Source organism: Nostoc sp. C052 (genome assembly GCF_013393905.1).
Taxonomy (GTDB): Bacteria; Cyanobacteriota; Cyanobacteriia; order Cyanobacteriales; family Nostocaceae; genus Nostoc.
On sequence record NZ_CP040272.1, the window covers coordinates 1921621 to 1943329 of the forward strand.

19 protein-coding genes and 1 pseudogene are annotated in these 21709 nt (G+C 40.9%); 9 read left to right on the forward strand and 11 right to left on the reverse strand.

What is annotated here, in order from left to right:
* The first annotated feature begins 281 nt into the window (after window positions 1-281).
* Entirely contained in the window at window positions 282-3911 is a 3630-nt protein-coding gene (locus FD723_RS07675) for a response regulator (RefSeq protein ID WP_179064792.1), read from the forward strand.
* Between the two features lie 15 nt (window positions 3912-3926).
* Here FD723_RS07675 and FD723_RS07680 read toward each other — a convergent pair whose 3' ends face one another.
* The 8 genes from FD723_RS07680 to FD723_RS07710 form a co-directional block, all read right to left on the reverse strand.
* Window positions 3927-4457, reverse strand: coding sequence for an RNA-guided endonuclease TnpB family protein (locus tag FD723_RS07680; protein ID WP_179064793.1), 531 nt, complete (start codon window positions 4455-4457; stop codon window positions 3927-3929).
* Between the two features lie 31 nt (window positions 4458-4488).
* Window positions 4489-4953: a transposase gene (locus FD723_RS42555; protein WP_256875109.1), complete on the reverse strand. Its 465-nt coding sequence runs from the start codon at window positions 4951-4953 to the stop codon at window positions 4489-4491.
* 53 nt (window positions 4954-5006) lie between these two features.
* On the reverse strand, window positions 5007-5321 hold the full coding sequence (locus FD723_RS42560; RefSeq protein WP_256875110.1) for a helix-turn-helix domain-containing protein: 315 nt from the start codon (window positions 5319-5321) through the stop codon (window positions 5007-5009).
* 66 nt (window positions 5322-5387) lie between these two features.
* Window positions 5388-6644 carry a bifunctional phosphopantothenoylcysteine decarboxylase/phosphopantothenate--cysteine ligase CoaBC gene (gene coaBC / locus FD723_RS07690; RefSeq protein ID WP_179064794.1) on the reverse strand — a complete coding sequence of 419 codons (1257 nt, stop codon included), beginning with the start codon at window positions 6642-6644 and terminating at the stop codon, window positions 5388-5390.
* A gap of 99 nt (window positions 6645-6743) precedes the next feature.
* Window positions 6744-6956: a DUF2555 domain-containing protein gene (locus FD723_RS07695; RefSeq protein ID WP_179064795.1), complete on the reverse strand. Its 213-nt coding sequence runs from the start codon at window positions 6954-6956 to the stop codon at window positions 6744-6746.
* Between the two features lie 154 nt (window positions 6957-7110).
* Window positions 7111-7716 carry an alpha/beta hydrolase gene (locus FD723_RS07700; RefSeq protein WP_372743811.1) on the reverse strand — a complete coding sequence of 202 codons (606 nt, stop codon included), beginning with the start codon at window positions 7714-7716 and terminating at the stop codon, window positions 7111-7113.
* A gap of 281 nt (window positions 7717-7997) precedes the next feature.
* Window positions 7998-10688 (reverse strand): S-layer family protein, encoded by a 2691-nt coding sequence (locus tag FD723_RS07705; RefSeq protein WP_179064796.1) that lies wholly within the window; start codon window positions 10686-10688, stop codon window positions 7998-8000.
* A gap of 583 nt (window positions 10689-11271) precedes the next feature.
* Window positions 11272-11532 carry a hypothetical protein gene (locus FD723_RS07710; protein WP_179064797.1) on the reverse strand — a complete coding sequence of 87 codons (261 nt, stop codon included), beginning with the start codon at window positions 11530-11532 and terminating at the stop codon, window positions 11272-11274.
* A gap of 202 nt (window positions 11533-11734) precedes the next feature.
* On the opposite strand from FD723_RS07710, the pseudogene FD723_RS42565 reads away from it, so the two are divergent.
* The 4 genes and pseudogenes from FD723_RS42565 (at window position 11735) to FD723_RS07730 (ending at window position 15623) form a co-directional block, all read left to right on the forward strand.
* Window positions 11735-12822 (forward strand): annotated as a pseudogene (locus tag FD723_RS42565) (ISAs1 family transposase).
* Window positions 12823-13387: 565 nt separating this feature from the next.
* Window positions 13388-13522, forward strand: coding sequence for a hypothetical protein (locus FD723_RS42570; protein ID WP_256875111.1), 135 nt, complete (start codon window positions 13388-13390; stop codon window positions 13520-13522).
* A 356-nt stretch (window positions 13523-13878) separates the two neighbouring features.
* Window positions 13879-14139, forward strand: coding sequence for a hypothetical protein (locus FD723_RS07725; RefSeq protein ID WP_179064798.1), 261 nt, complete (start codon window positions 13879-13881; stop codon window positions 14137-14139).
* A 518-nt stretch (window positions 14140-14657) separates the two neighbouring features.
* On the forward strand, window positions 14658-15623 hold the full coding sequence (locus FD723_RS07730; protein WP_179064799.1) for an acetamidase/formamidase family protein: 966 nt from the start codon (window positions 14658-14660) through the stop codon (window positions 15621-15623).
* A gap of 268 nt (window positions 15624-15891) precedes the next feature.
* Here the strand turns inward: FD723_RS07730 and FD723_RS07735 are convergent, their stop codons facing one another.
* On the reverse strand, window positions 15892-17673 hold the full coding sequence (locus FD723_RS07735; RefSeq protein ID WP_179064800.1) for a right-handed parallel beta-helix repeat-containing protein: 1782 nt from the start codon (window positions 17671-17673) through the stop codon (window positions 15892-15894).
* A 580-nt stretch (window positions 17674-18253) separates the two neighbouring features.
* Between FD723_RS07735 and FD723_RS07740 the strand changes: the two genes are divergently transcribed.
* Window positions 18254-18730 (forward strand): hypothetical protein, encoded by a 477-nt coding sequence (locus tag FD723_RS07740; RefSeq protein WP_179064801.1) that lies wholly within the window; start codon window positions 18254-18256, stop codon window positions 18728-18730.
* Window positions 18731-18878: 148 nt separating this feature from the next.
* Here FD723_RS07740 and FD723_RS07745 read toward each other — a convergent pair whose 3' ends face one another.
* Window positions 18879-19052 (reverse strand): hypothetical protein, encoded by a 174-nt coding sequence (locus FD723_RS07745; RefSeq protein WP_179064802.1) that lies wholly within the window; start codon window positions 19050-19052, stop codon window positions 18879-18881.
* 314 nt (window positions 19053-19366) lie between these two features.
* On the opposite strand from FD723_RS07745, the gene FD723_RS07750 reads away from it, so the two are divergent.
* The gene (locus tag FD723_RS07750; protein ID WP_179064803.1) at window positions 19367-19783 is read left to right on the forward strand and encodes a DUF2809 domain-containing protein; all 417 of its coding nucleotides are present in this window, start codon (window positions 19367-19369) and stop codon (window positions 19781-19783) included.
* Window positions 19761-19988 carry a DUF167 domain-containing protein gene (locus tag FD723_RS07755; RefSeq protein ID WP_179064804.1) on the forward strand — a complete coding sequence of 76 codons (228 nt, stop codon included), beginning with the start codon at window positions 19761-19763 and terminating at the stop codon, window positions 19986-19988. The genes FD723_RS07750 and FD723_RS07755 overlap by 23 nt, the downstream gene beginning before the upstream one ends.
* 123 nt (window positions 19989-20111) lie before the next feature.
* On the opposite strand, the gene FD723_RS07760 is transcribed toward FD723_RS07755, so the two are convergent.
* Window positions 20112-20723: a glutathione S-transferase family protein gene (locus tag FD723_RS07760; protein ID WP_179064805.1), complete on the reverse strand. Its 612-nt coding sequence runs from the start codon at window positions 20721-20723 to the stop codon at window positions 20112-20114.
* Between the two features lie 199 nt (window positions 20724-20922).
* Here FD723_RS07760 and FD723_RS07765 point away from each other — a divergent pair, with 199 nt between their 5' ends.
* On the forward strand, window positions 20923-21624 hold the full coding sequence (locus FD723_RS07765) for an SOS response-associated peptidase (RefSeq protein WP_179064806.1): 702 nt from the start codon (window positions 20923-20925) through the stop codon (window positions 21622-21624).
* Window positions 21625-21709 lie beyond the last annotated feature (85 nt).

Below are 21709 nucleotides of genomic sequence, written 5' to 3' on the forward strand. Positions count from 1 at the left end.
TGCTGTCTAAAGGTTTAGTTTTTTAAATGAGCATAATGCTAGATAAAAAGATTATTGATATACTTACTTTAAAATAGCGTTACATTTGTAAACAAACATTGATATACTTATTTAAAATGGCGTTACATTTGTAAACCAACGGGGATACAAATAGTAATATTTGCTATGTAAAAAAACTAGATAGATTCCATAAGAACGTATCCTAATATTGATTTTGGATAGTTAGAACATCATCAGAATAGTCTCAACAACAGAAATAATTTAAATACCTGCCTGGAATAATGTTGAACCGTTTGAGGATTGGAACCAAGATTGGAATAAGTTTTGCCTTGAGTTTGGCAACTCTGACCACCATTGGTCTAATCTCCTACCAAAGCACCAATGAGCTAATTGCAACTTCACGCAAAGAAAGTCATACTTACCAGGTGTTAAGTCAGCTTGAAGACCTCAACTTGCAACTGACAAATGCTGAGACTGGACAACGCGGTTACATTATCACTGGAGAACAGCGCTATTTAGAACCTTATAATTCTGCTATTCAAGTAATAAATCAAAAAGTTAGGGAAATTCAAAGGTTAACGGTAGATAACCCCAACCAACAAAATCGGCTTGATATTTTGCAGCCACTACTAACCGAGAGAATGGCTGTAATGAAAAATGTCATCGAACTACGGCAAACCCAAGGCTTAGAAGCTTCTCAGAAAGCTATTTTGACAGACCAGGGTAAGCAACTGATGGATAATATCCAGAAAGTTATCCAGGCGATGAAAAATGAGGAGAATGCACTGCTGAAACAGCGTACCCAGAAGGCACAAGCAGCTGGTCAGCAAACACTTGCCAGCATTGTCTATAGTATTCCCTTATTTTCTTTGCTCTTAGCTTTAATCGGATTTGCCCTGACCAGACATATTTCAGCACCGCTGAAGCAAGTTTCTGATTTAGCAGAAAAAATGGCGGATGGGGATTTATCGGTAAGTTTACCAGATAGCGATCGCCTGGATGAAGTTGGTGTGTTGACACGCACTTTCAACCAGATGATTGTTAATCTGCGAAACACAACTCAAAGAAATGAGGAGCAAAACTGGCTAAAATCTAACTTAGCTGAATTTACCCAGATGCTCCAAGGACAGCGAAATCTGGAAAGCGTGGCTCGGATGATCTTGTCAAATTTAGCACCACTGGTTGGGGCATCGCAGGGCGTTTTTTATGCGATGGACTCCATAGATGACCAGCCAGTGCTGAAGTTGTTGAGTAGTTATGCTTACAAAGAGCGGAAAAACCTGGCAAATCAGTTTCGCTTAGGTGAAGGATTGGTGGGACAATGCGCCCTAGAAAAACAAAGAATCCTTTTAACAGAAGTTCCTCATGACTATATCCGCATCAGTTCTGGCTTGGGAGAAGCACCACCGCTAAATATTATTGTCTTACCGATACTATTTGAAGCAGAGGTAAATGCTGTAATTGAACTTGCCTCTTTTGGGCCTTTTAACCAGTTGCATCTAACATTTCTAGAGCAATTGAGTGAAAATCTTGGTGTATTTTTAAATAACATTGCCTCACAATTGCAAACTCAACAACTACTTGAAGAGTCTGTTGCTTTAACAGAAGAACTACAAACCCAGCAAGAAGAACTACAGCAAAGCAATCAACGTCTAGAAGAACAGGCGCATGAGTTAGAGGAATCACAATTTTTGGTCAAGCAATCTAACGAAGAATTACAACAATTAAATGAGGAGCTAGAAGAAAAGGCAGAATTATTAGAAGCCCAAAATCAGGAAGTTGCCCGCAAGAATCGGGAAGTTGAAGGAGCGAGGCAGTCTTTGGAAGAAAAAGCTGAACAATTGGCATTGTCTTCTAAATATAAGTCAGAATTTCTCGCGAATATGTCCCACGAGTTACGGACACCGCTAAATAGCCTGTTAATTTTGGCAAGGCTGCTAGCAGATAACTCTCTCAACAATTTAACTGACAAACAAGTAGAATACAGCCGGACTATTTACTCAGCTGGAAATGATTTGCTGGAGTTGATTAATGACATTCTCGATTTAGCAAAAATTGAGTCGGGCACTATGTCGCTTGATATTGAGCAAATTGCTTTAGCAGATTTGGAAACATCTCTAGAGCAGACTTTCCGGCAAGTTGCCCATAATAAAGAACTCAGTTTTACTATTGAACTGGATGAGAAGTTACCCCCAACAATCTATAACGACTCCAAACGTCTGCAACAAGTGCTGAAAAATCTCCTAGCTAACGCTTTTAAGTTTACAGAACAGGGAAGCGTGAAGTTAAAAATAGCCGAAGTTGATAATTCCATGATTGCTTTTGCCGTCAGCGATACAGGTATAGGCATTCCAGCCGAGAAGCAGAAGATTATTTTCGAGGCATTTCAGCAGGCAGATGGAACTACCAGCCGCAAATATGGCGGGACTGGTTTAGGCTTATCAATCAGTCGTGAATTGGCTCAACTGTTGGGAGGGAGAATTGAAATAGTTAGCGAACCAGGGGAAGGAAGCACCTTCACCCTTTTCTTACCCAGGCAACAAGAAAAAAAGAATAGTCAAAATACTCTCACCACCCCACCCCCTGAGCCAATCACCTCTATCCGCACAGCATCGACTATCAAAGATGTGCCAATGGTGGAAAAAAGACCTGCGTTGATAGATACATCTTCATCCGTGAAAGTATTTACTATCCTCCCTAGTGAAATTCCAGACGATCGGGAAATAATTCAACCGGGCGATCGCACCTTGCTAATTATTGAGGATGACGATAAATTCGCCCGCATCTTACTAGATATGGCGCGTCAGCAGGGCTTTAAAACTATTGTTGCTTTACATAGTAAACAAGGTCTAGCACTAGCAGAACAGTTTAAACCCAATGCAATTATGCTAGATATCCACATGCCAGAGATGGATGGCTGGACGGTGCTGGATCGTCTGAAGCATAAACCAGATACCAGACATATACCAGTACACATCCTTTCTGTTGATGAAAGACAGCAACGTGGATTAAATCTAGGAGCAATTACCTATCTACAAAAACCTGTGTCTCCAGAAGCTCTAACTCAGGTATTGACTGACATTAAAGGCTTTATTGAGCGTCAGGTAAAAAATCTCCTGATCGTCGAAGATGACCCGGTACAAGCTCAAAGTATTATCGAACTGATTGGTAACGGTGATGTTCAGAGTACAGCAGTAGGTACGGGAGCAGAAGCCCTCTCGATTTTGCGATCGCATCACTTTGATTGTATGGTACTGGATCTCGGTCTGCCTGATATGAGCGGGTTTGCCCTCATTGAACAAATCAAGCTTGAACCCAGGCTGTTGAAACTGCCAATCATTGTATATACAGGCAAAGAACTCAGCCGACAAGAAGAAACCCAATTGCGGGGACTAGCAGAGACAATTATCATTAAAAATGTGCGATCGCCAGAACGATTGTTAGATGAAACTGCCCTATTCTTGCATCGAGTGCAAGCAAATTTGCCCCCACCAAAGCGGCAAATACTAGAACAACTACATCAAAACGATCCGGTGCTGGCTAATCGGAAAATTTTGATTGTAGATGATGATCTGCGAAATATTTTTGCCCTGACCAGCTTTTTAGAAAGCTATCAAATGCAAGTCCTATTTGCCGAAAATGGTAGAGATGGCATAGAGAAGCTGCAAACAAATCCTGATATTAATATAGTTTTGATGGATATCATGATGCCGGAAATGGATGGTTATGAAACCACCCGCGCCATCCGCCAGCAACAACAGTTTCGCTCACTACCAATCATTGCTTTAACTGCCAAAGCCATGCCAGGCGACAAGGAAAAATGCATCGAAGCTGGAGCTTCTGACTACATTACCAAACCTGTAGATACTGAGCAACTGCTTTCACTACTGCGAGTTTGGCTGTATCGGTGAAGAAGTGATTGAACCTCACACGACTTGAAGTCGCGTGATTCCTGCTTCAACGATCTCTGCCTGAATTGCTCCAGGACTGACGAGTTCTCCACAGGCGCTTTTTATAACCTCCGGCGTACCGACGGCGGTTAGTAATCTCAATCCCTGACTCAGTATGTTGAGGGCAGCATTTTTATCTCTCAAATTGTGACTATTGCAACCAGGACAATTCCATTCGCGCAGATTTAAATCTTTAACTAATGGGTTTACAAAACCACAACAGTTACAAGTCTGAGATGATGGATAAAATGTACCAACTTTTTGCACAATTCTGTCATGCCACACACCTTTATACTCAAGCATGGCGACAAACTTTGACCAGCTAGCATCTGAAATACTCAATGCTAATTTGTGGTTTTTCACCATATTGGCAACTCGCAAATCCTCAATACAGATAATGCTGTTTTCTTTGATTAGACGAGTTGACAGTTTATGCAGAAAGTCATCTCTAAGATTGGTAATTCGTTCGTAGGTACGAGCTAGCTCAATACTTCTCGGGTTTTGCATTTTTAACTCGGAATCGGGTTTGGGGTAAAGGTTACTGGGTTTGGGTTAAAGGTTTTTTCTTTCCCTTTTCCCTTTTTCCCCTTAACCGAGAAGTATTGCGAGCTAGCTTGGTTTTCGCTTTGACTCTATTACTGCTGCCTTTTACACTGCGGGATAGCTTTTTGTGCGCCTTACGTAGCTTTCTTTTTTGAGTTCTGTAATATTTTGGGTTATCTACAACTTCACCAACGCTTGTAACAAGATAGGACTTAATTCCCAAATCCAATCCAATATTCTGTGTAACAGTAGGATATTTTTCTATCTCAGTTTCACACAGGATACTAGCAACATATTTACCAGAAGAAGTCCGAGTTATCGTAACGTTGACAAGCTTTCCAGTAATGTCTGACGCTCGATGACTCGCTACCGCAACGCTTAGGGATTTGTGGAACCTTACCCAACCTAGTTTCGGAAGCTTTAAACGATTTTCTATTACCTGAATGTTACCGTTGGTCAAGTTGGTTTTGTAAGACTGTTTGCACCCATACTTATTTTTAAATTTAGGAAAGCCTACATTTTTTTGCCTTTGGACTTCTTTAAGTCAGCAAAAAAGTTTTTGTATGCTGTCTCTAAATTCTTGAGCGAGTTTTGGAGGGCAAACTTATCTACCTCTTTGAGCCATTCAATTTCTTTCTTTAGTACAGTTAGTTGCTGACTGCAAGCGTTGTAGTTTAAAGTCCTCTGTTCAGTGGCATATAACTCTTGTCTTAGTGCCAAAAAGCGGTTATATACATATCTGGCACAACCGATCGTCTTGTTGATTAAGACTTCTTGATTGTGTGTGGGTATGAGAGTAACTTTAAATGCTTTTTGGATGGATGACAATTTCTTAAATTTGCTGAATACTTTTCAATTTTAACAGAAAGTGACACCTAAGATAGAGCGCCTAACTCATGACTGGAAGTCACGAGTGTGCGGCTTGAAGAAATCAAATAATTGATGGGCCATTTCTAATTTAGAACAAGGTGCAATTTCTAGCTGATTTCCTTGACTATCTAAAAATATCGCTTGATTATTATCGCTACCAAAACCACTATCAGGTCGATCGATGGGATTGGCAACGATCGCATCGAGTTTTTTATTCTGTAATTTTTCTAACGCTGGCTTGATAATATCTCCATTTTGTGCTGCAAAACCAATTAACATTTGATGCGGCTGTTTATGTTGTGCTAACTGGGCGACTATATCCGGTACTGGTTCCAAAGGTAAAGCTTGGGGGAGCGATCGCTTGGGCAATTTTTCTGTACTATAATCTCGTGGCTTCACGTCTGCCACGGCTGCTGACATCACAATTACATCAGCATTGGGTAAACATTCCACCATCACCTGCTGCATTTCGTCTGCACTAACAACAGGAATTGCTTGCACTCCCAATGGTACATCCCAATTAGCTGGGCCATGTACCAAGGTGACACTTGCGCCACGGTGAAGTGCCGCTTGCGCTAAAGCTAATCCCATTTTACCTGTGGAAGGATTACCAATAAACCTCACTGGGTCAAGATACTCTCGCGTTCCCCCAGCGCTAATTAAGACTCGTTTACCTGCTAAATCTCGTTTGCCTTGAGTGTGTAATAACGATTGGACATGAGCGAATATTTCTGGAGGTTCTGCTAATCTACCAGCACCGATGCGATCGCACGCTAATAATCCTGATGCTGTACCCATTCCATGATACCGGCTATCGATCAATAGCTGTTGCCAATTCCGCTGCACCGATTGCTGTTCCCACATATCCGTATTCATTGCAGGTGCTAACAGCACGGGACAAGTAGAAGCCAGCACGGTATTTGTGAGTAAATTATCCGCCATCCCGTAGGCTAACTTGGCTAATGTATTAGCTGTTAAAGGGGCAATTACCATGACATCTGCCCATTCACCCAACTCAATATGCAGCGGACGAGAGTGAGTTGCTTGCCAAAAATCATCATCTGTGTAGGCGGGATGACGAGATAGGGTGGCTAGAGTCAGAGGTGTGATAAATTTTTGTGCCGAACGGGTGAGGATGACTCGGACTTCCACCCCAGTTTTAAACAGCGTTGAAACCAGTTCACAAATTTTGTAGGCGGCGATACCGCCACCTACACCAATTAGAACCCTGTTCAATTTTGGATTTTGGATTTTGGATTTTGGATTTAAGGGAAATTGCATTGGTACTTTGAGATTAAGCAAGTGATACATTAACCCTGATAATCTCTGATTGTAGCCAGTTGACTCAATCTAAAATCTAAAATCTAAAATCCAAAATTGCTACGCTTCATCGTAGGGTTCCAAGTCTAAGAGGTAGATATAGGGTTCAACTAACTCTGGACGCTGAAATGCGATCGCTCGCAATAGATGCCAATCATTTAAACCCTCAAAAGCATTACTATAATTATCCAGTTCCAGACGTGTAGCTAGTTCTTCTACTTCTGCCGCACTCATGGCAGCAATTTCTTTTTGGGAAATGCTTAGAGTTGTCATAATGCTTGCCCCTCCCTTATGCAGCACTCGCCTTCAGCTTGGGTTAAGTTGCGCTAAACGCAGCCACCCAATATATATTACTCATTAGAGACCATTATTTTCGTGAAAATTGTCAGAATTTGTACGAGAATTTATCAAAAATTCGTAATCCTGACTAGCCAATGGTATTGACAACGAAATTTCGTAGCACTTCTAACGTTGGTAAATGTATTTCATGCCCCATATCAAATTCGTGGTATTCTACTGCCACTCCTAGAGACTTGAGAGTTTCCTGTGCCTTCAAAGCAGCTTGCAGGGGAACAACTTCATCATATCTACCGTGAGTGATTAAAGTCGGCGGAATTTTATTTTTAGCTGCTGTTAGTGCGTCAGGATGTAAATATCCGCTCATCACAACTAAACCTGCTAGAGGTAATTTTGAGCCGACATCCAAAGTCATTGCTCCACCTTGAGAAAATCCACTTAAAATCGTGCGTGATAAAGGTATGCCAGTGCTACTTTCTAGAGATTCCAAGAAATCTGTTAACAGTTGCCGACTTTCTGGCAATCCTTCATACATATTTTCCACCCGTAGGTCATACCATGCCCTCCCTATTGGGGAATAGGCATAAGGAAAAGGTGCATTGGGTAATACAAACTGGTAATCAGGTAAGTTGATCGAGGGTAACAAAGATGCTACATCTTCAGCATTAGCACCCCAACCATGCAAGGTGACAATTAAGCCTACGGGGGGTTGAGAAGTTGCTGTGGGAACGGTAATAGCTTGTAAAGACAGAGGTTTACTCCTAAATTCTACTTTTGTACATAGATCCTATCTCTTCAAGCAGCTTAGTATTTAGCGGTATTTGCTGCTGGACTAAAGAATGCGATGTCATCAAGGTAATTTAGGGGAAATTATTTACAAACTTTCTCTGGTAAAGAATTTCATGTGCGATCGCTATAATTGCATTAATTACTCGGATGCGAGTTGCTATTTTAGACACCTCGCAATCCGACCATTTTCTATTTTCTCTGCTTAGAGTGATAGACCGCTAATCATGGTTAAACAACCACAAAATTGTTTTTGGTTAGTGACGAGCCAGGAGATAATTGTGCAAATTGTACCTGAGTAAAGGAACTCGCACTGCCGTCTTGGTCAAAGAATAATGCACCTGTAACATCGTTGTAAATAAATCGCTGAGTGCTAGTAGTTGCAGATGCTCCAATCGTAAACTGATTAGCTGAAAGTGAACCTGGTGATAACCCGCCACCAAAACCAGCAATCGACACCCGAATCAGTTCATTAGTAGTGTTGAAGTCATCAAGTCTATCAATGCCTTCATTGAAACTATTAAAAGCAAAGGTATCAATTCCAGATCCTCCATTGAGGCTATCATTGCCTTTGCCACCTATAAGGATATCATTGCCAAAACCACCATTGAGGGTATCATTTCCATTGCCCCCTACAATCAAGTCATCGTAGTATGTACCGATGATATCTAATCGTTCGATATTCTTGTAGCTAACCTGATTCGTGCCAGCCGTAATTGATCCTTCGTTAGTGATAGCATTTAATGTCGAAGTGATTCCGAAGCCACGGAGATCACCACTGTCATTGACAATCAACAAATCATCACCATTGCCCCCGTCGATTATGTCATTGCCACTAATAATATCAAATTCAGTGAATCCGGCATCGAAAGAAGCATAGCTTCCTGTTATTCTATCGTTGCCATTGCTCCCCACAATATTGTCATCGTACTCTGTTCCTGCGATCTCTAATCGTTCGATATTCTTGTAGCTAACGCGATTCCTGTCTGACGTAATTAAGCCAGTATTAGTAGTAGCATCGAAAGTTGAAGTGATTCCGTCGCCAAAATCGTAGAGATAGGACAACAAATCGTCACCCGCTCCCCCATTGATCGTATCATCGCCACTCCTGCCAGGGTCGAGGGTATCATTGCCATTGCCCCCCACAATATTGTCATCGTACTCTGTACCCGTGATATCTAATCGTTCGATATTCTTGTAACTGACTAATCTCGTGCCTGCCGTAATTAAGCCAGTATTAGTAGTAGCATCGAAAGTTGAAGTGATTCCCGCACCACCGGAGTTATAGCTATAGGACAACAAGTCGTCACCTGCGCCCCCATCTATCGTGTCATTCCCAGCCTTGCCCGGGTCGAGCGTATCATTGCCATTACTACCTACAATATTGTCATCGCCGAATCCACTTGTGATATTTAATCGTTCGATATTCTTGTAGCTAACGCGATTGCTGCCTGACGTAATTAAGCCAGTATTAGTGGTAGCATCGAAGAATGAAGTGGTTCCACCACCACTGTAATTATAGTAGGACAACAAGTCGTCACCTGCGCCCCCATCTATCGTATCATTCCCACTACTGCCTGGGTTGAGCGTATCGTTGCCATTGGTACCCACAATATCGTCATCGTAGTATGTACCGGTGATATTTAATCGTTCGATATTCTTGTAGCTAAACTGATTTGTGTCTATGGTAATTGAGCCAACGTTAGTAGTAGGATTGAAAGTCGAAGTCATTCCCCTGATAGCATCGGAGTTATAAGACAACAAATCATCACCTTGACCTCCATCTACCGTATCATTGCCAGTGTTGTACTTGGAGAACGTACCATTGACAGTGGTGGACTCGGAGAACGTATCGTTGCCGTCACCACCATTCAGCAAGTTATTGCCTTTTGAAAATTTAACAATCAAGTAATCGTCACCAGCACCACCGTTGAGGGTATTATTGCCAGAGGTGTAATAGGTATCCTCGTAGCGGCTTTCGTAGCCTGAAGCAGAGAGAGTATCGTTACCATCTTCCCCAGAGAGCAGCTGATCGCCTCCTAAAGTATCAAGATTTGAAGAACCAACAGTCAAGCGATCGTCACCAGTACCACCCAGAAGGGTGTCATTTTCCCTACCACCAAAAAGGGTATCATTACCCGTACCACCAAGAAGGATGTCATCGCCTGTACCACCAAGAAGGGAGTCATCCCCTCCACCACCAAGAAGGGAGTCATTGCCTTCACCACCAAAAAGGGAGTCATCCCCTTCACCACCAATGAGAGTATCATTGCCTATACCACCGCGTAGCAGGTCGTTACCACTCTTGCCATCGATTTTGTCATTACCCCCTTGACCATTGACCACATCATCTGAGTTGTCGAAACCTGTAATGTTGTTGTCGAGGTCATTCAGGAATGTCACTGTGTTCTTATTGAACAGGTTAGTTTGAGTGGAGTTAGCATTAAACACATCAAAACTGTCGGTGATGCTGGTTTGTCCATCAAACAGGATATTGCCAATAGCAGGTCGTGAAGAAGTTGCTGGCAGATTATCCAGGTTTTCTAATTTGAAGTTTTGAAGAATGACTTTTGTAATAGGCAAATTTTCAAAGGTGATTTCCAGATTGCTGCCATTCTGAGTAAGCAGCAGATTTCTGGCAGTAAAATAATAGCCTTGAAATTGGATAGTATCCACTTCGGCAATGACTGCTGCTGAGGGAGTTACGCCTTTACCTACGCCACCGAAATCGGTAATAGTATAGGTGTTGCTATAACCGTAGTCAGAGTCTATGTTGTAGACAAATTTATCCTTGCCACCGCCACCAGTCAGACTATCGTTGTTGTCATTAGTTTGTGGGATAGTATCGTTACCATTAATCGTATCTGCGCCGTTAGTGCCCACTAGGGTATCATTCCCGTTGGTTCCAATGATATTTGCCATAACTTTTTCCTACCTAAATCGATTTTTTGAGTGAATTAAGTTCTCAAGTTGCAGTTAGTGCTGTTTAAGCGCACAAAAATTCGCCTAGTGTTGAAGTTTCAAAATTCTTTCGTGTCACCATTAAGGGTTACGAGTTTTTCTTTGAAAATTCCCACTTTGATTTGGCTTTTACCTAGCACTTATCTAACTATCTGGAACTATCTAAGTCTTAAGCACTGTACAAATTGATGAGTGTGGATATTTACAAAAACAACTAGCTTCAGGATTATTTCAATCATACTTCTTCAGTAGCTTAGGGTAGTAAAAGCCGTATACATCGCTGAAAAAGAGTATAAAAATCAACTTGAATGCCTAGAAACCACAATCACCATAATTGAGTTAATTTGTCAATATATAAGTCCTATTATTAGCCCTTTCAAGGTGTGTTATTTTGCAGCTTTTTCTGGTTTAGAATCTTAGCAGTTGAGACATGGGGCTTGTTATTGAAGTAAGTTCGTTTTGGTTGAGCAATCTTTGGAACTCGCGGATGACGGCGAAAATTTCTCAATTTGACAAGACCTGCCAGATGTTTGAGAGTTTGTGATCATTCTGTGAAGGTCATGTTTTGAAAAACACACCACTCATCAGGGGGAATGGCAATCATCATCCCTCTGTAAGCCCCATGACGATTAGGTTGCTTCAAGCAGACCTTGACGCGGCGTGCCTTTAACAGTTGACTAATATCACGTAGCACTTTCAGACGGTGTTCGCTGCTAGCGATCGCATTCCCATCAATAATTTTTACTCGATAACCTGGTAGCAAATCAGGCATTGTAGCATTGAGGTGTCGAATCGTAGCTTCCATTTGACCAGCAACCTCTCTGACTAATAGTCTGCCAACCCAAAAATGCGCTTGTGAGTACTGGGGAAAGGGGAAAGGGAAAGGGGTAAGGGATTTGAAACCTTTCCCCCCGCCCCTTATCCCCAGAGGGCAGGGTGGTTTCATACAACGAGAGAAAAATAATAATGATTTATAGAGGGTGGAGAAAAATGGATAACTAACAAGTATGAATCTCGTCGAACAATTGCAGCAAGTCCCAGACTATAGACACATCCGAGGACGAAGGCATGAATTATGGTTGGTATTATTGCTCATATTGCTCGGAGCAATGACTGGGTATTGGGGCTACCGGCCACTGGAAGATTTTACCAAAGTACACAGACGGAGCTTAATTGAGCTGTTAAACCTAGATGAAACAATGAAGTTTCCATCCTATTCAACGTTCCGACGAGTACTCAAAACAGTAGATTTTCAGCCATTCACCGACTTATTTAATAATTGGGCGTTAGTTTTTGTTCCACCGATGCCAGGAGAAAGATTGGCAATTGACGGAAAAGGCATTCGTTGCACAGTCACAGATTACAGTCAGTCCTACCAAAACTTTATCAGTACAGTATCGGTTTATAGTCATGAACGAGGTATTGTACTCAGGATGCAACCAATGTCCAACAAAAAAATTAGTGAAGTAGCGATCGTAAAACAATTAATCTTCGAGTTTTGTGGTCAACAAGTCGTTTTTACACTTGATGCTCTACACTGCCAAAAAAAACTGTATCACTGATTGTCAATAGTGGCAATGACTACCTGATTGGATTAAAAGAAAATCAACCGACACTCTACAAAATGGCTCAAACCGAGTTACAACAAGATGTTCCACTTAGCAGTGCCACAACTGTAGAGAATGTTCATTCTCGGCTAGTTCAACGTCAGTGCAAGGTTTTTGCTGCCCCCGAACAAATTCAAAAAAAATGGTCTGGACTCAAAACTTTTATTGTTGTCGAGCGTCAGGGTGAGCGCAATGGTCGGCCATTTTACGAGCGTCAATTCTATATCTGTAGTCAATATCTCGAAGCTCAACAGTTACTTGCCGACATTCAAGGGCATTGGGGAATCGAAAATCGACTTCATTGGGTAAGAGATGTGACATTCAAAGAAGACTTTCCACTACGGCGTGGTGGCAATGCCCCTGTGAATTGGTCTATCTTACACAACTTTTTTATTACGATCGCACGCAAACTCGGTTTCCGAACTATTCCTCAAGCACAACGCGCACTCTCCAACCAACTCGATAGAGTTTTTTCTTTCTTTGTATGAAACCACCCTGCCTCTGGGGATAAGGGGCGGGGGGAAAGGGTTTAAATCTCTTACCCTTTTCCCTTTCCCCTTTCCCCAGTCCTCACAAGCGCATTTTTGGGTTGGCAGACTGCTAGCTTCAAAATTATTGCCAAAAAATTAATCTCATCACAAAACAAGTTGTCACTTGAGCGGAGGTTATCAATAATGATATGGAAAGGTTTTTTGTGACTTTTTGACATTGAACAGTTTAGGCTAGAACAGGAAATAATATGAAGATTACAAAAAGATATTGATTAAGATATAGACATCTAAGTAAATATTCGGTATCTAGTTATTATCTGGTTATTTAGTCTATTTTCAAGCTAAACATCCACAAGCAATAACCCACATAGAGGACATAAAGATTCCTTCTCCTTTGCTCTGTCAAGTATTCTCCACTTTCAAGCTAGTAAGACCAGCCCTTTCAAGGTGTCTGTTTTTAGGTATTATTTTGGGATAGAATCTAGCCCTTTTAAGGTGTTGTGTGATGAACTAATTTGTAGTTTGGTAAAAAGAGGTGCAAATTTGTTGGGTGGAGAAAAAAATGTTGCTAGGGCAGGTGTTTGAGCGTTTTGTAAAAGAGAGTCCAGTATCGGTGATGGTTCGTGGACTTTTAGAGAAAGCATTATGTCCTCAAATCCTTGATGAATTATTTGAACGTAGTGCCAAAATCCAGTAGACTCGTGAGCTATTATTCTCCAGAGTAGTTAATTTGATGAGCCTTGTGGTCTGCGGAGTCCATCCATGAGTACACGCAGCACACCAAGCATCAATTGAAGAAATAGGTGTTTCAGTTACCTCGGTCTACTTACAACAAAATCAACGGCATCGAAGCGAGTAGCAGTGGGGAGCTAGTAGTTCGCTTTCGTGACTTGGCGGGGTAAAGGGAAAGGGGGAAGGTGGGGTCCCCTCTGGGGATAAGGGGCGGGGGGGAAAGGTTTCAAATCCCTTACCCCTTTCCCTTTCCCCTTTCCCCAGTACTCACAAGCGCATTTTTGGGTTGGCAGACTACTAGTCAGAGAGGTTGCTGGTCAAATGGAAGCTACGATTCGACACCTCAATGCTACAATGCCTGATTTGCTACCAGGTTATCGAGTAAAAATTATTGATGGGAATGCGATCGCTAGCAGCGAATACCGTCTGAAAGTGCTACGTGATATTAGTCAACTGTTAAAGGCACGCCGCGTCAAGGTCTGCTTGAAGCAACCTAATCGTCATGGGGCTTACAGAGGGATGATGATTGCCATTCCCCCTGATGAGTGGTGTGTTTTTCAAAACATGACCTTCACAGAATGATCACAAACTCTCAAACATCTGGCAGGTCTTGTCAAATTGAGAAATTTTCGCCGTCATCCGCGAGCTCCAAAGATTGCTCAACTAAAACTAACTTACTTCAAGAACAAGCCCCATGTCTCAACTGCTAAGATTCTAAAGCAGAAAAAGCTGCAAAATAACACACCTTGAAAGGGCTAATAATAGGACTTACGTATTGACAAGAAATATCAAATATAAATTAAAGTTAAAAATCATATCTTTCGTAAGGGCACAGCAATGCTCATTGGTGTCAACTTAACACGAAACCGCTTGTCCGCCGGGAATTTCAATTCCCGTCTCATAGATAAAGTCATCTGAAGATGACTAAATATCGCCATAAATCTCCAGTCTACTTCAGTAGACTTTAGCTATTAACCCGAAAATTTATTTCCGGGCGGGCATGGAAGCTATAAGTACTAAATACGAAGTCCGTTTACAGAGCAACTAAATTTATTTATGGGGATTATTAATTTTTAATTTTTAATTCGGAGCGAAGCGACGTGACTCATTACATTTTAAAAGCCTCAAAAGAAACTGTGCATTTAGGTGGTTTTTCTAATCTGCTAAAACCAGCACTGATTATTGACTCTGGCGATACAGTTGACGTAGAAACTTATAGTGGTTACTACGTTTACGACAAAGCACCACCTGAGTTTCTCACACCAGAATTTATCGACATCTGCCAAAATCTTCTCCCGGAACGAAAAATTGCTGGAGGGCCGCATTTACTCACAGGGCCGATTTATGTGCGCGATGCCGAACCAGGGGATGTTTTAGAAGTACAATTAGATGCGATCGCACCTCGTTTACCTGTCGGCTTCAATGCCATTCGTGCAGGTTGGGGAGCTTTACCACATCAGTTTCCTCAGCCTGCTTTGAGATTCATCCCTCTAGATTTGGTAAACAATATCGCCGAATTTCCAGTAGGTGCTGGCATAAAAATTCCCCTCAAACCGTTTTTTGGAATTCTTGGTGTCGCTACTCCAGAAACCTCTCGAACTTCTATCCCACCAGGTTCTTACGGTGGTAATATCGACAATCGAGAACTGCAAGCTGGTTCTCGTTTATTTTTGCCGATTTTCGTGCCAGGTGGATTATTTTCCATTGGTGATGGACATTCGGCACAAGGAGACGGCGAAGTAAATGTCACCGCCATTGAAACTTCCATGAACGGTAGAATCACGCTGAAACTTCGCAAGGATTTACAACTAACAACACCAATTGCCGAAACTCCAACTCATATCATCACAATGGGCTTTGCTCAAACCTTAGATGAAGCCTTAGAACTGGCTTTAAAAAACATGATTAATTTTCTGGAACGCTTTGTAAATTTGTCGCCGGAAGATGCTTATATATTATGTAGTTTAGCTGTAAATTTTCACATTACCCAAGTTGTAAACAGTCCCCAAAAAGGTGTACATGGAATGCTACCCAAATCAATTTTTTCTAAGATAGACTTTATCTAAATCAATTAACGAAGAATAAATATAGCCGTAGTCACATAGGTAAAATAATGGGAGCATCCCAAATGTGTAAAAACGTAATTTGTCATTGCGAGCGGAACGCAGTGAAGCAAAGCGATCGCAACATCTGTAGTTTGCGATCGCTTTATTGTGCAACTATTGGAGACGCTACCGCGTAGCAAGCTCCTCGTAGTGGTACACTTCATTCGCAATGACAAGTAACGATTTTAGTAAATTTACAAAATTGGGATATTCCCAAAATAATATTGTTCTAAACTCTCACTAATGACCCTTTAGTGATGAATTTACCTACGAGATTATCAAGCTTGATAAGTCTAGTTGAATCCTCTTTGGGTGTATCAAAATTACAAACAATGAGGCTGTAGTCTACTGTAGCCAAGGCATAGCTAGAGTTAGAGTTGTAAATACCGCCACCCGTACCAGACTCTTCTCCACCGGAACTAAGTTCGATTCCGAAAGCTTTATTGTGCCTGATAATGCTGTTGCCCACTGTTAAGCTGGCATTATTGTAAATACCACCGCCAAAGTGCGCCTGATTAGCACTAATAACGCTATTAAATACCTTAACGGTACTTAAGCCATTATATGTATAAGTAACAGTACCAATAAATGGCACAATCTTTCCAAAGTCTTTGTAAAGATCATTGTAGATGCCACCGCCGGCAGTAAGTGCCGTATTGCCACTAATGCTGCTATGAGTCACCGTAACGATACCTAATGTATTGTACATCCCAAACTCGTTAAAGCTAGAATTGTAGATGCCGCCACCGTAGTCTCTGGCATAGTTATCACTGATATTGCTGTAACTTACTAATAGGCTACCCTTATTGTAGATGCCGCCTCCAGTAGATCCAGAATTGTCATTAATAGCACTTTTAGTCACCGTTAGGTTGCCATAAGCTACACTATCAGGTGATTTATAGCCGGGGTAGGTAAAGCCTCCGTTATAGATCCCGCCACCGCCAGCAGTAAGTGCTTTATTCCCACTGATGGTGCTGTTAGTTACACTTATAATACCCAAATTAAAGATGCCACCGCCATCTGCCCTCGCCGTATTGCCACTAATAATGCTGTTCGTTAAAGTTATAGTACTAGAACTGGAATTAGAACTATAAAAATAAGACTGTTCTTCGGCATGATTAAAGATGCCACCGCCATCTGCCCCCGCGGTATTGCCACTAATTATGCTGTTCGTTACAGTTATAGTGCTAAGGAAACCGACAATATAGCTGATAGCGCCAGTAGTATTATAGATCCCGCCGCCACTTGCACCATCATAGATCCCACCGCCGGAGCCTTCGAGTGCTGAGTTGCGACTAATGATACTATTACTCACACTTGTAGTAATGCCCCCACTACTGGTGTCATCGATGTCATCGCCGCCAATAAAGATACCTCCACCACTGAAATTTGCTGAGTTGTTACTAATACTGCTGTTACTCACTGATAAAGTTTGGATGCCCTCCGCAATGTCAATGTAGATGCCGCCTCCATAAAGTGCTTTGTTCCCACTAATGGTGCTGTGGTTCACAATTACGATGCTGCGATCGTTGCTGCTATCAATGCCACCGCCATCAAAAAGCGCTGTGTTGTCAGTGATAGTGCTGTAGTTCACAGTTAGGTTGCCTTGATTGTAAATACCACCACCGATGTATGCTGTATTACCAGTGATAGTGCTATTGCTCAAGGTAAGGACACCTTCATTGGAGATGGCACCGCCTTCTGAGCCTTTGTAGCTATTGGTAATAGTCAGCCCGTTGATTGCAGCTGTTACACCACTGGCAATGTCAAAAACACGAGAAGCACTATCATCCTTAATAGTTAGTTTGCTCGGATTTGTACCTTCAATGGTTAGGTTATCTGTGATACTCAGACCACTACCAGTTAGATTGATCTTATGAGCCAGCCCATCTGTAAACAGTCCACCAAAATTGATAATGTCTTTTCCTGAAAGAGCATTGGCATCTAGAATTGCCTGCCGCAGCGATCCTGTACCACTGTTATTCGTATTAGTGACGGTAAATGTAGACATTCCGATTACTCCAATTGTTTAAAATTGTATAAAATTTGACATTAGATATAAGTCTGCAACCATTTTTCTGCTGTTCACCGATAGTGAGAGATCAAAGTTAATTTGAAAAACTGAAAAACTGCGATCGCCCTACTGGTTTGGCAACCCCAAAATATGCTTTTTCGGGTTGGGGTGCATATTAAAAGTAAAGGGAAGGGTTAAAACACTTTCCCAAATAGCCTAGTTCACTTTCGTTAACTACTGAGAGCATTTTGAGATTTAAGTCTTAATTGTTTGACTTAATTGTGATGAACTCAATTAGATTAATTCATTAACTAACAGTTCTTTTTTTTTTAAGATTTTATTTATATCTATGTCAGTGTTATGTCATTAATATGTCAAATGTATATAAGTTCAAAATAAAAATCTTTCTAAAGACAGATGAATGATTAAAGTAAAGAGTATGTAAATACCTGGTAAAGAATGGTATTTTACTTTGATTAAAGAATATAGCTGTGGTAATCTACTTATGTAGAATTACTTAGTTATCAATCAAGTGCATAGTATAGAACACTCTAGTACTCCAATACTAAAAAACCTATTGTTTAAAGGTTTAGCTACTATAGCCTTAGTTGCCATTACATTCTCAGTGTCTAATACACCCATATCAGCCACATCACTAATTGGTGATAATCCAGATTCTAATTCACCATTATCAGGTAATGAAGGTATATCTGATAACGTACAATCAGCTGTTTCCCTTACACTACTTACAAGTAATAATTATAACATTTTTAGTGCAGTGCTGGGTCTAAACAACTACTTTGCAGAAACAAACTCTATAGTTGAGATTGTTAAGAGTACACCTACTAGTATTGTAAGTCTTAGAGAAAGTATAACTGTTTCAAATGGATTTACTTTTAGTAACTCCACCCCATCTTTTGACATTGATGTAACACAAGCGTTAGAACCAACAATACTAAATGAACCTAATACATTACCAGGATTATTTGTATTAACTGGATTTACATTATTACTATGTAAAAATAACACGAAAGATGATGATAAATTAATGTAATAGTATTATTTAAGGAAAGTAAAAATCAGCCATTATTGGAAAAGCCGACGAAAAACCTAACCCTCTAATACCATTTCAGCTTTATATAGCATTTCCCAACCTAGTAAGGTACACCCGTAACCCAGATTTCTCACGCATAGTGTAGGCTTCAGGGGAAGAGGAGTGTGGGGGAGGGTAAGACTTCTTTCCCATCCTCCCACACCTCCCACACCCCTTGAGGTATAATACTATACTGCAAGGAATAAGGGCAATTCATGTAGACGCGAACGCGAGTGCGTCTCCAAGGGCGTTGCTGATTCCATGTATGAAAATGATTTTGCATAATACCAAAATCCTTGTAGAGACGTAGCAGTGCTACGTCTCTAAATAAGTGATGTAAATTTGAGAAAACATTTAGCAATTCCCTAATCAGAGACAAGATATATTAGGGAAATAATTTATGGTAAAAAAAGAGTCATAACTTACTGGGAAATAACTACTGTTTGTGCTTCTGGATGATTTAGCTCCTGAACTACTTGCTTATCTCGGATAGTGACAGAAGAGGGGTAGGAGTAAAGGTATACCTAAAATTTGTATAGTCGAGACTTCTAGTCGTTCGGGCTGTTAAAATTTTGCTTAGTCTCTAGCCTATAGAAAATGCTTCGACATCGTAACCAAACAATATTTATTATTATTTCTATACTCATCGTTATACCGATGGGCTTTTTGTTTAAGTATTATAATGGGCCTGCCTATCATTGGTTTAACGACTACGGAGCAGCTGTCTTTTACGAAATATTTTGGTGTCTGTTCGCATTTTGGTTTTTCAGAAGTCGAGCGGCTGTAATCCAAATTCCTATATGGGTTTTTGTCATCACTTGTATACTAGAATTCTTGCAACTTTGGCATCCGCCACTATTAGAAAAAATCCGCGCCACCTTGATAGGTAAATTGTTACTTGGTACAACCTTTGTTTGGTGGGATTTTCCTCATTATTTACTGGGTTCTGTTTTAGGTTGGTTGTGGCTGCGACAATTATACAAGATAGGTTATGCAAAAAAGAATCAAGGTTAAGCCTAATTCAAAACAGCAAAAGATTGAAGAACAACCTGATGGTAGTCTAACTGTGTATTTAAAATCGCCCCCAGTTGATGGTAAGGCTAATGAAGAGTTAATTAAACTACTAGCAGATAAATTTGATATACCTAAATCTCATATCAGAATTAAGTCAGGTTTGTCTTCTCGGCAAAAGCTGATAGAAATTGATACAGATATCTAACTGCTGCTTAATAACACCTTTTTTGAAGACTTTACCTCTTCCTGAATGTGAGGCTACATCTCACCCAGTAAATTCTCTACTAGAGCCAAGAAACGAAAGACAGCAACTCGCAAAACCGAATTTTTATGCTTGTGTAATACTGATATATCTTGGTTGAGCTTTGACTCTTTCTATCCAAGCTTGGATAGCAGGAAATTGTGTCAAATCAAAACCGCCTTCATCAGCTACATGAGTGTAAGCGAATAAGGCAATATCAGCAATTGTGTAGCGCTCTCCTACAAAAAAAGTGTGAGAAGTTAAATGTTTGTCCATCAAGTTAAGTGCTGTATAACCTGGTTCACGTTTTTGCTTGATAGCTTCACTATATTCTTCAGTTTTACCTAAAATAGAAATCCAAAATCTTGATGTAGCAATAAAAGGCTCATGACTATATTGTTCAAAACATAACCATTGCAGCACTTGCGCTCTTAAAAAGCGGTCATAAGGTAAAAATTCTGTGCCTTCACTTAGATACACCAATATGGCATTTGATTCTGCCAAATATTTCCCTGGCTCGATTTCTAAAACAGGTATCTTCCCATTGGGATTTTTACTTAAAAATTCTGGTGTGCGAGTATCACCTTTCAAGATATTAAGCTCTATCCTCTCAAAAGGCATACCTAGTTGTGTCAATAAAAGACGTATCTTATAACCATTGCCAGAAGGTAAAAAATCGTACAGGCGCAGTAGTTCCATGTTAAAATACAGTTAGGAAAATGCTGATAATTGAAGGTTCAAAATACAATATCTTACCAAAAGATTTTCCCAAAACCGGATATTTTTTTTGTATTTAGCATCTGAACGTACTACATAAAATTATCTGAGAAAATAAAAAAAAGTATTATTTATTTCTAGATTGAGATGTTTAATTTAGTTAGTGGTCGAGAATAAAAGTATGTGTGGAAGATTTACGCTAAACCAGTCGGCAGCAGGATTATCTCAAGTTTTCCATGTGGAGTCAGTTCCAGATTTAGCCGCTGAATATAACATCGCACCTACGCAAATGGTGGCAACAGTGTTACAAAATCCCGAAAGCGAAAAGCGGGAATTTAAGCAGTTGTATTGGGGGTTAATTCCGTCATGGGCGAAAGATGCGGGAATCGGGGCAAAGCTGATTAACGCGAGAGCCGAAACTGTTGCCGAAAAACCCTCTTTTCGTTCAGCTTTTAAGCATAGACGCTGTTTAGTGCTAGCTGATGGCTTTTATGAGTGGCAACGCCAACAAGGTAAGAAGCAGCCATTTTATTTTCGTCTCCAAGATGGGCAACCCTTCGGCTTTGCCGGTTTGTGGGAGAGATGGAAAACTCCTGCTAATGAAGAAATAATCTCTTGTACAATTTTGACAACGGCAGCTAACGAATTACTCCAACCCATTCATGAGCGGATGCCAGTGATTCTGGAGCCACAAGATTACGATTTATGGCTAGATTCCCAAGTGCAAACGCCCCAAACCCTACAGCAGCTATTGCGTCCCTATCCAGCACCAGCAATGACTGCATATCCAGTTAGCACCTTGGTAAACAATTCTCGGCATAATAATTCAGAATGTATCGTACCCCTCAGTCAGGAGAATGCCCCCGCAAATCAGTTAAATTAGCTATTGAGTGAACTATGGAATTGGGGAGACAAGGGGGACAAGGGGACAAGGAGAATAACCAATGCCCAATGCCCAACGCCCAATG

Excerpts from the sequence above, each read along its gene's own strand:
- FD723_RS07675 (WP_179064792.1), top strand. The coding sequence starts at position 282 with ATGTTGAACCGTTTGAGGATTGGAACCAAGATTGGAATAAGTTTTGCC.
- FD723_RS07680 (WP_179064793.1), bottom strand. The coding sequence starts at position 4,457 with ATGCAAAACCCGAGAAGTATTGAGCTAGCTCGTACCTACGAACGAATT.
- coaBC (WP_179064794.1), bottom strand. The coding sequence starts at position 6,644 with ATGCAATTTCCCTTAAATCCAAAATCCAAAATCCAAAATCCAAAATTG.
- FD723_RS07695 (WP_179064795.1), bottom strand. The coding sequence starts at position 6,956 with ATGACAACTCTAAGCATTTCCCAAAAAGAAATTGCTGCCATGAGTGCG.
- FD723_RS07705 (WP_179064796.1), bottom strand. The coding sequence starts at position 10,688 with ATGGCAAATATCATTGGAACCAACGGGAATGATACCCTAGTGGGCACT.
- FD723_RS07710 (WP_179064797.1), bottom strand. The coding sequence starts at position 11,532 with ATGGAAGCTACGATTCGACACCTCAATGCTACAATGCCTGATTTGCTA.
- FD723_RS42570 (WP_256875111.1), top strand. The coding sequence starts at position 13,388 with ATGTTGCTAGGGCAGGTGTTTGAGCGTTTTGTAAAAGAGAGTCCAGTA.
- FD723_RS07725 (WP_179064798.1), top strand. The coding sequence starts at position 13,879 with ATGGAAGCTACGATTCGACACCTCAATGCTACAATGCCTGATTTGCTA.
- FD723_RS07735 (WP_179064800.1), bottom strand. The coding sequence starts at position 17,673 with ATGTCTACATTTACCGTCACTAATACGAATAACAGTGGTACAGGATCG.
- FD723_RS07745 (WP_179064802.1), bottom strand. The coding sequence starts at position 19,052 with ATGCAAAATCATTTTCATACATGGAATCAGCAACGCCCTTGGAGACGC.
- FD723_RS07750 (WP_179064803.1), top strand. The coding sequence starts at position 19,367 with ATGCTTCGACATCGTAACCAAACAATATTTATTATTATTTCTATACTC.
- FD723_RS07755 (WP_179064804.1), top strand. The coding sequence starts at position 19,761 with ATGCAAAAAAGAATCAAGGTTAAGCCTAATTCAAAACAGCAAAAGATT.
- FD723_RS07760 (WP_179064805.1), bottom strand. The coding sequence starts at position 20,723 with ATGGAACTACTGCGCCTGTACGATTTTTTACCTTCTGGCAATGGTTAT.
- FD723_RS07765 (WP_179064806.1), top strand. The coding sequence starts at position 20,923 with ATGTGTGGAAGATTTACGCTAAACCAGTCGGCAGCAGGATTATCTCAA.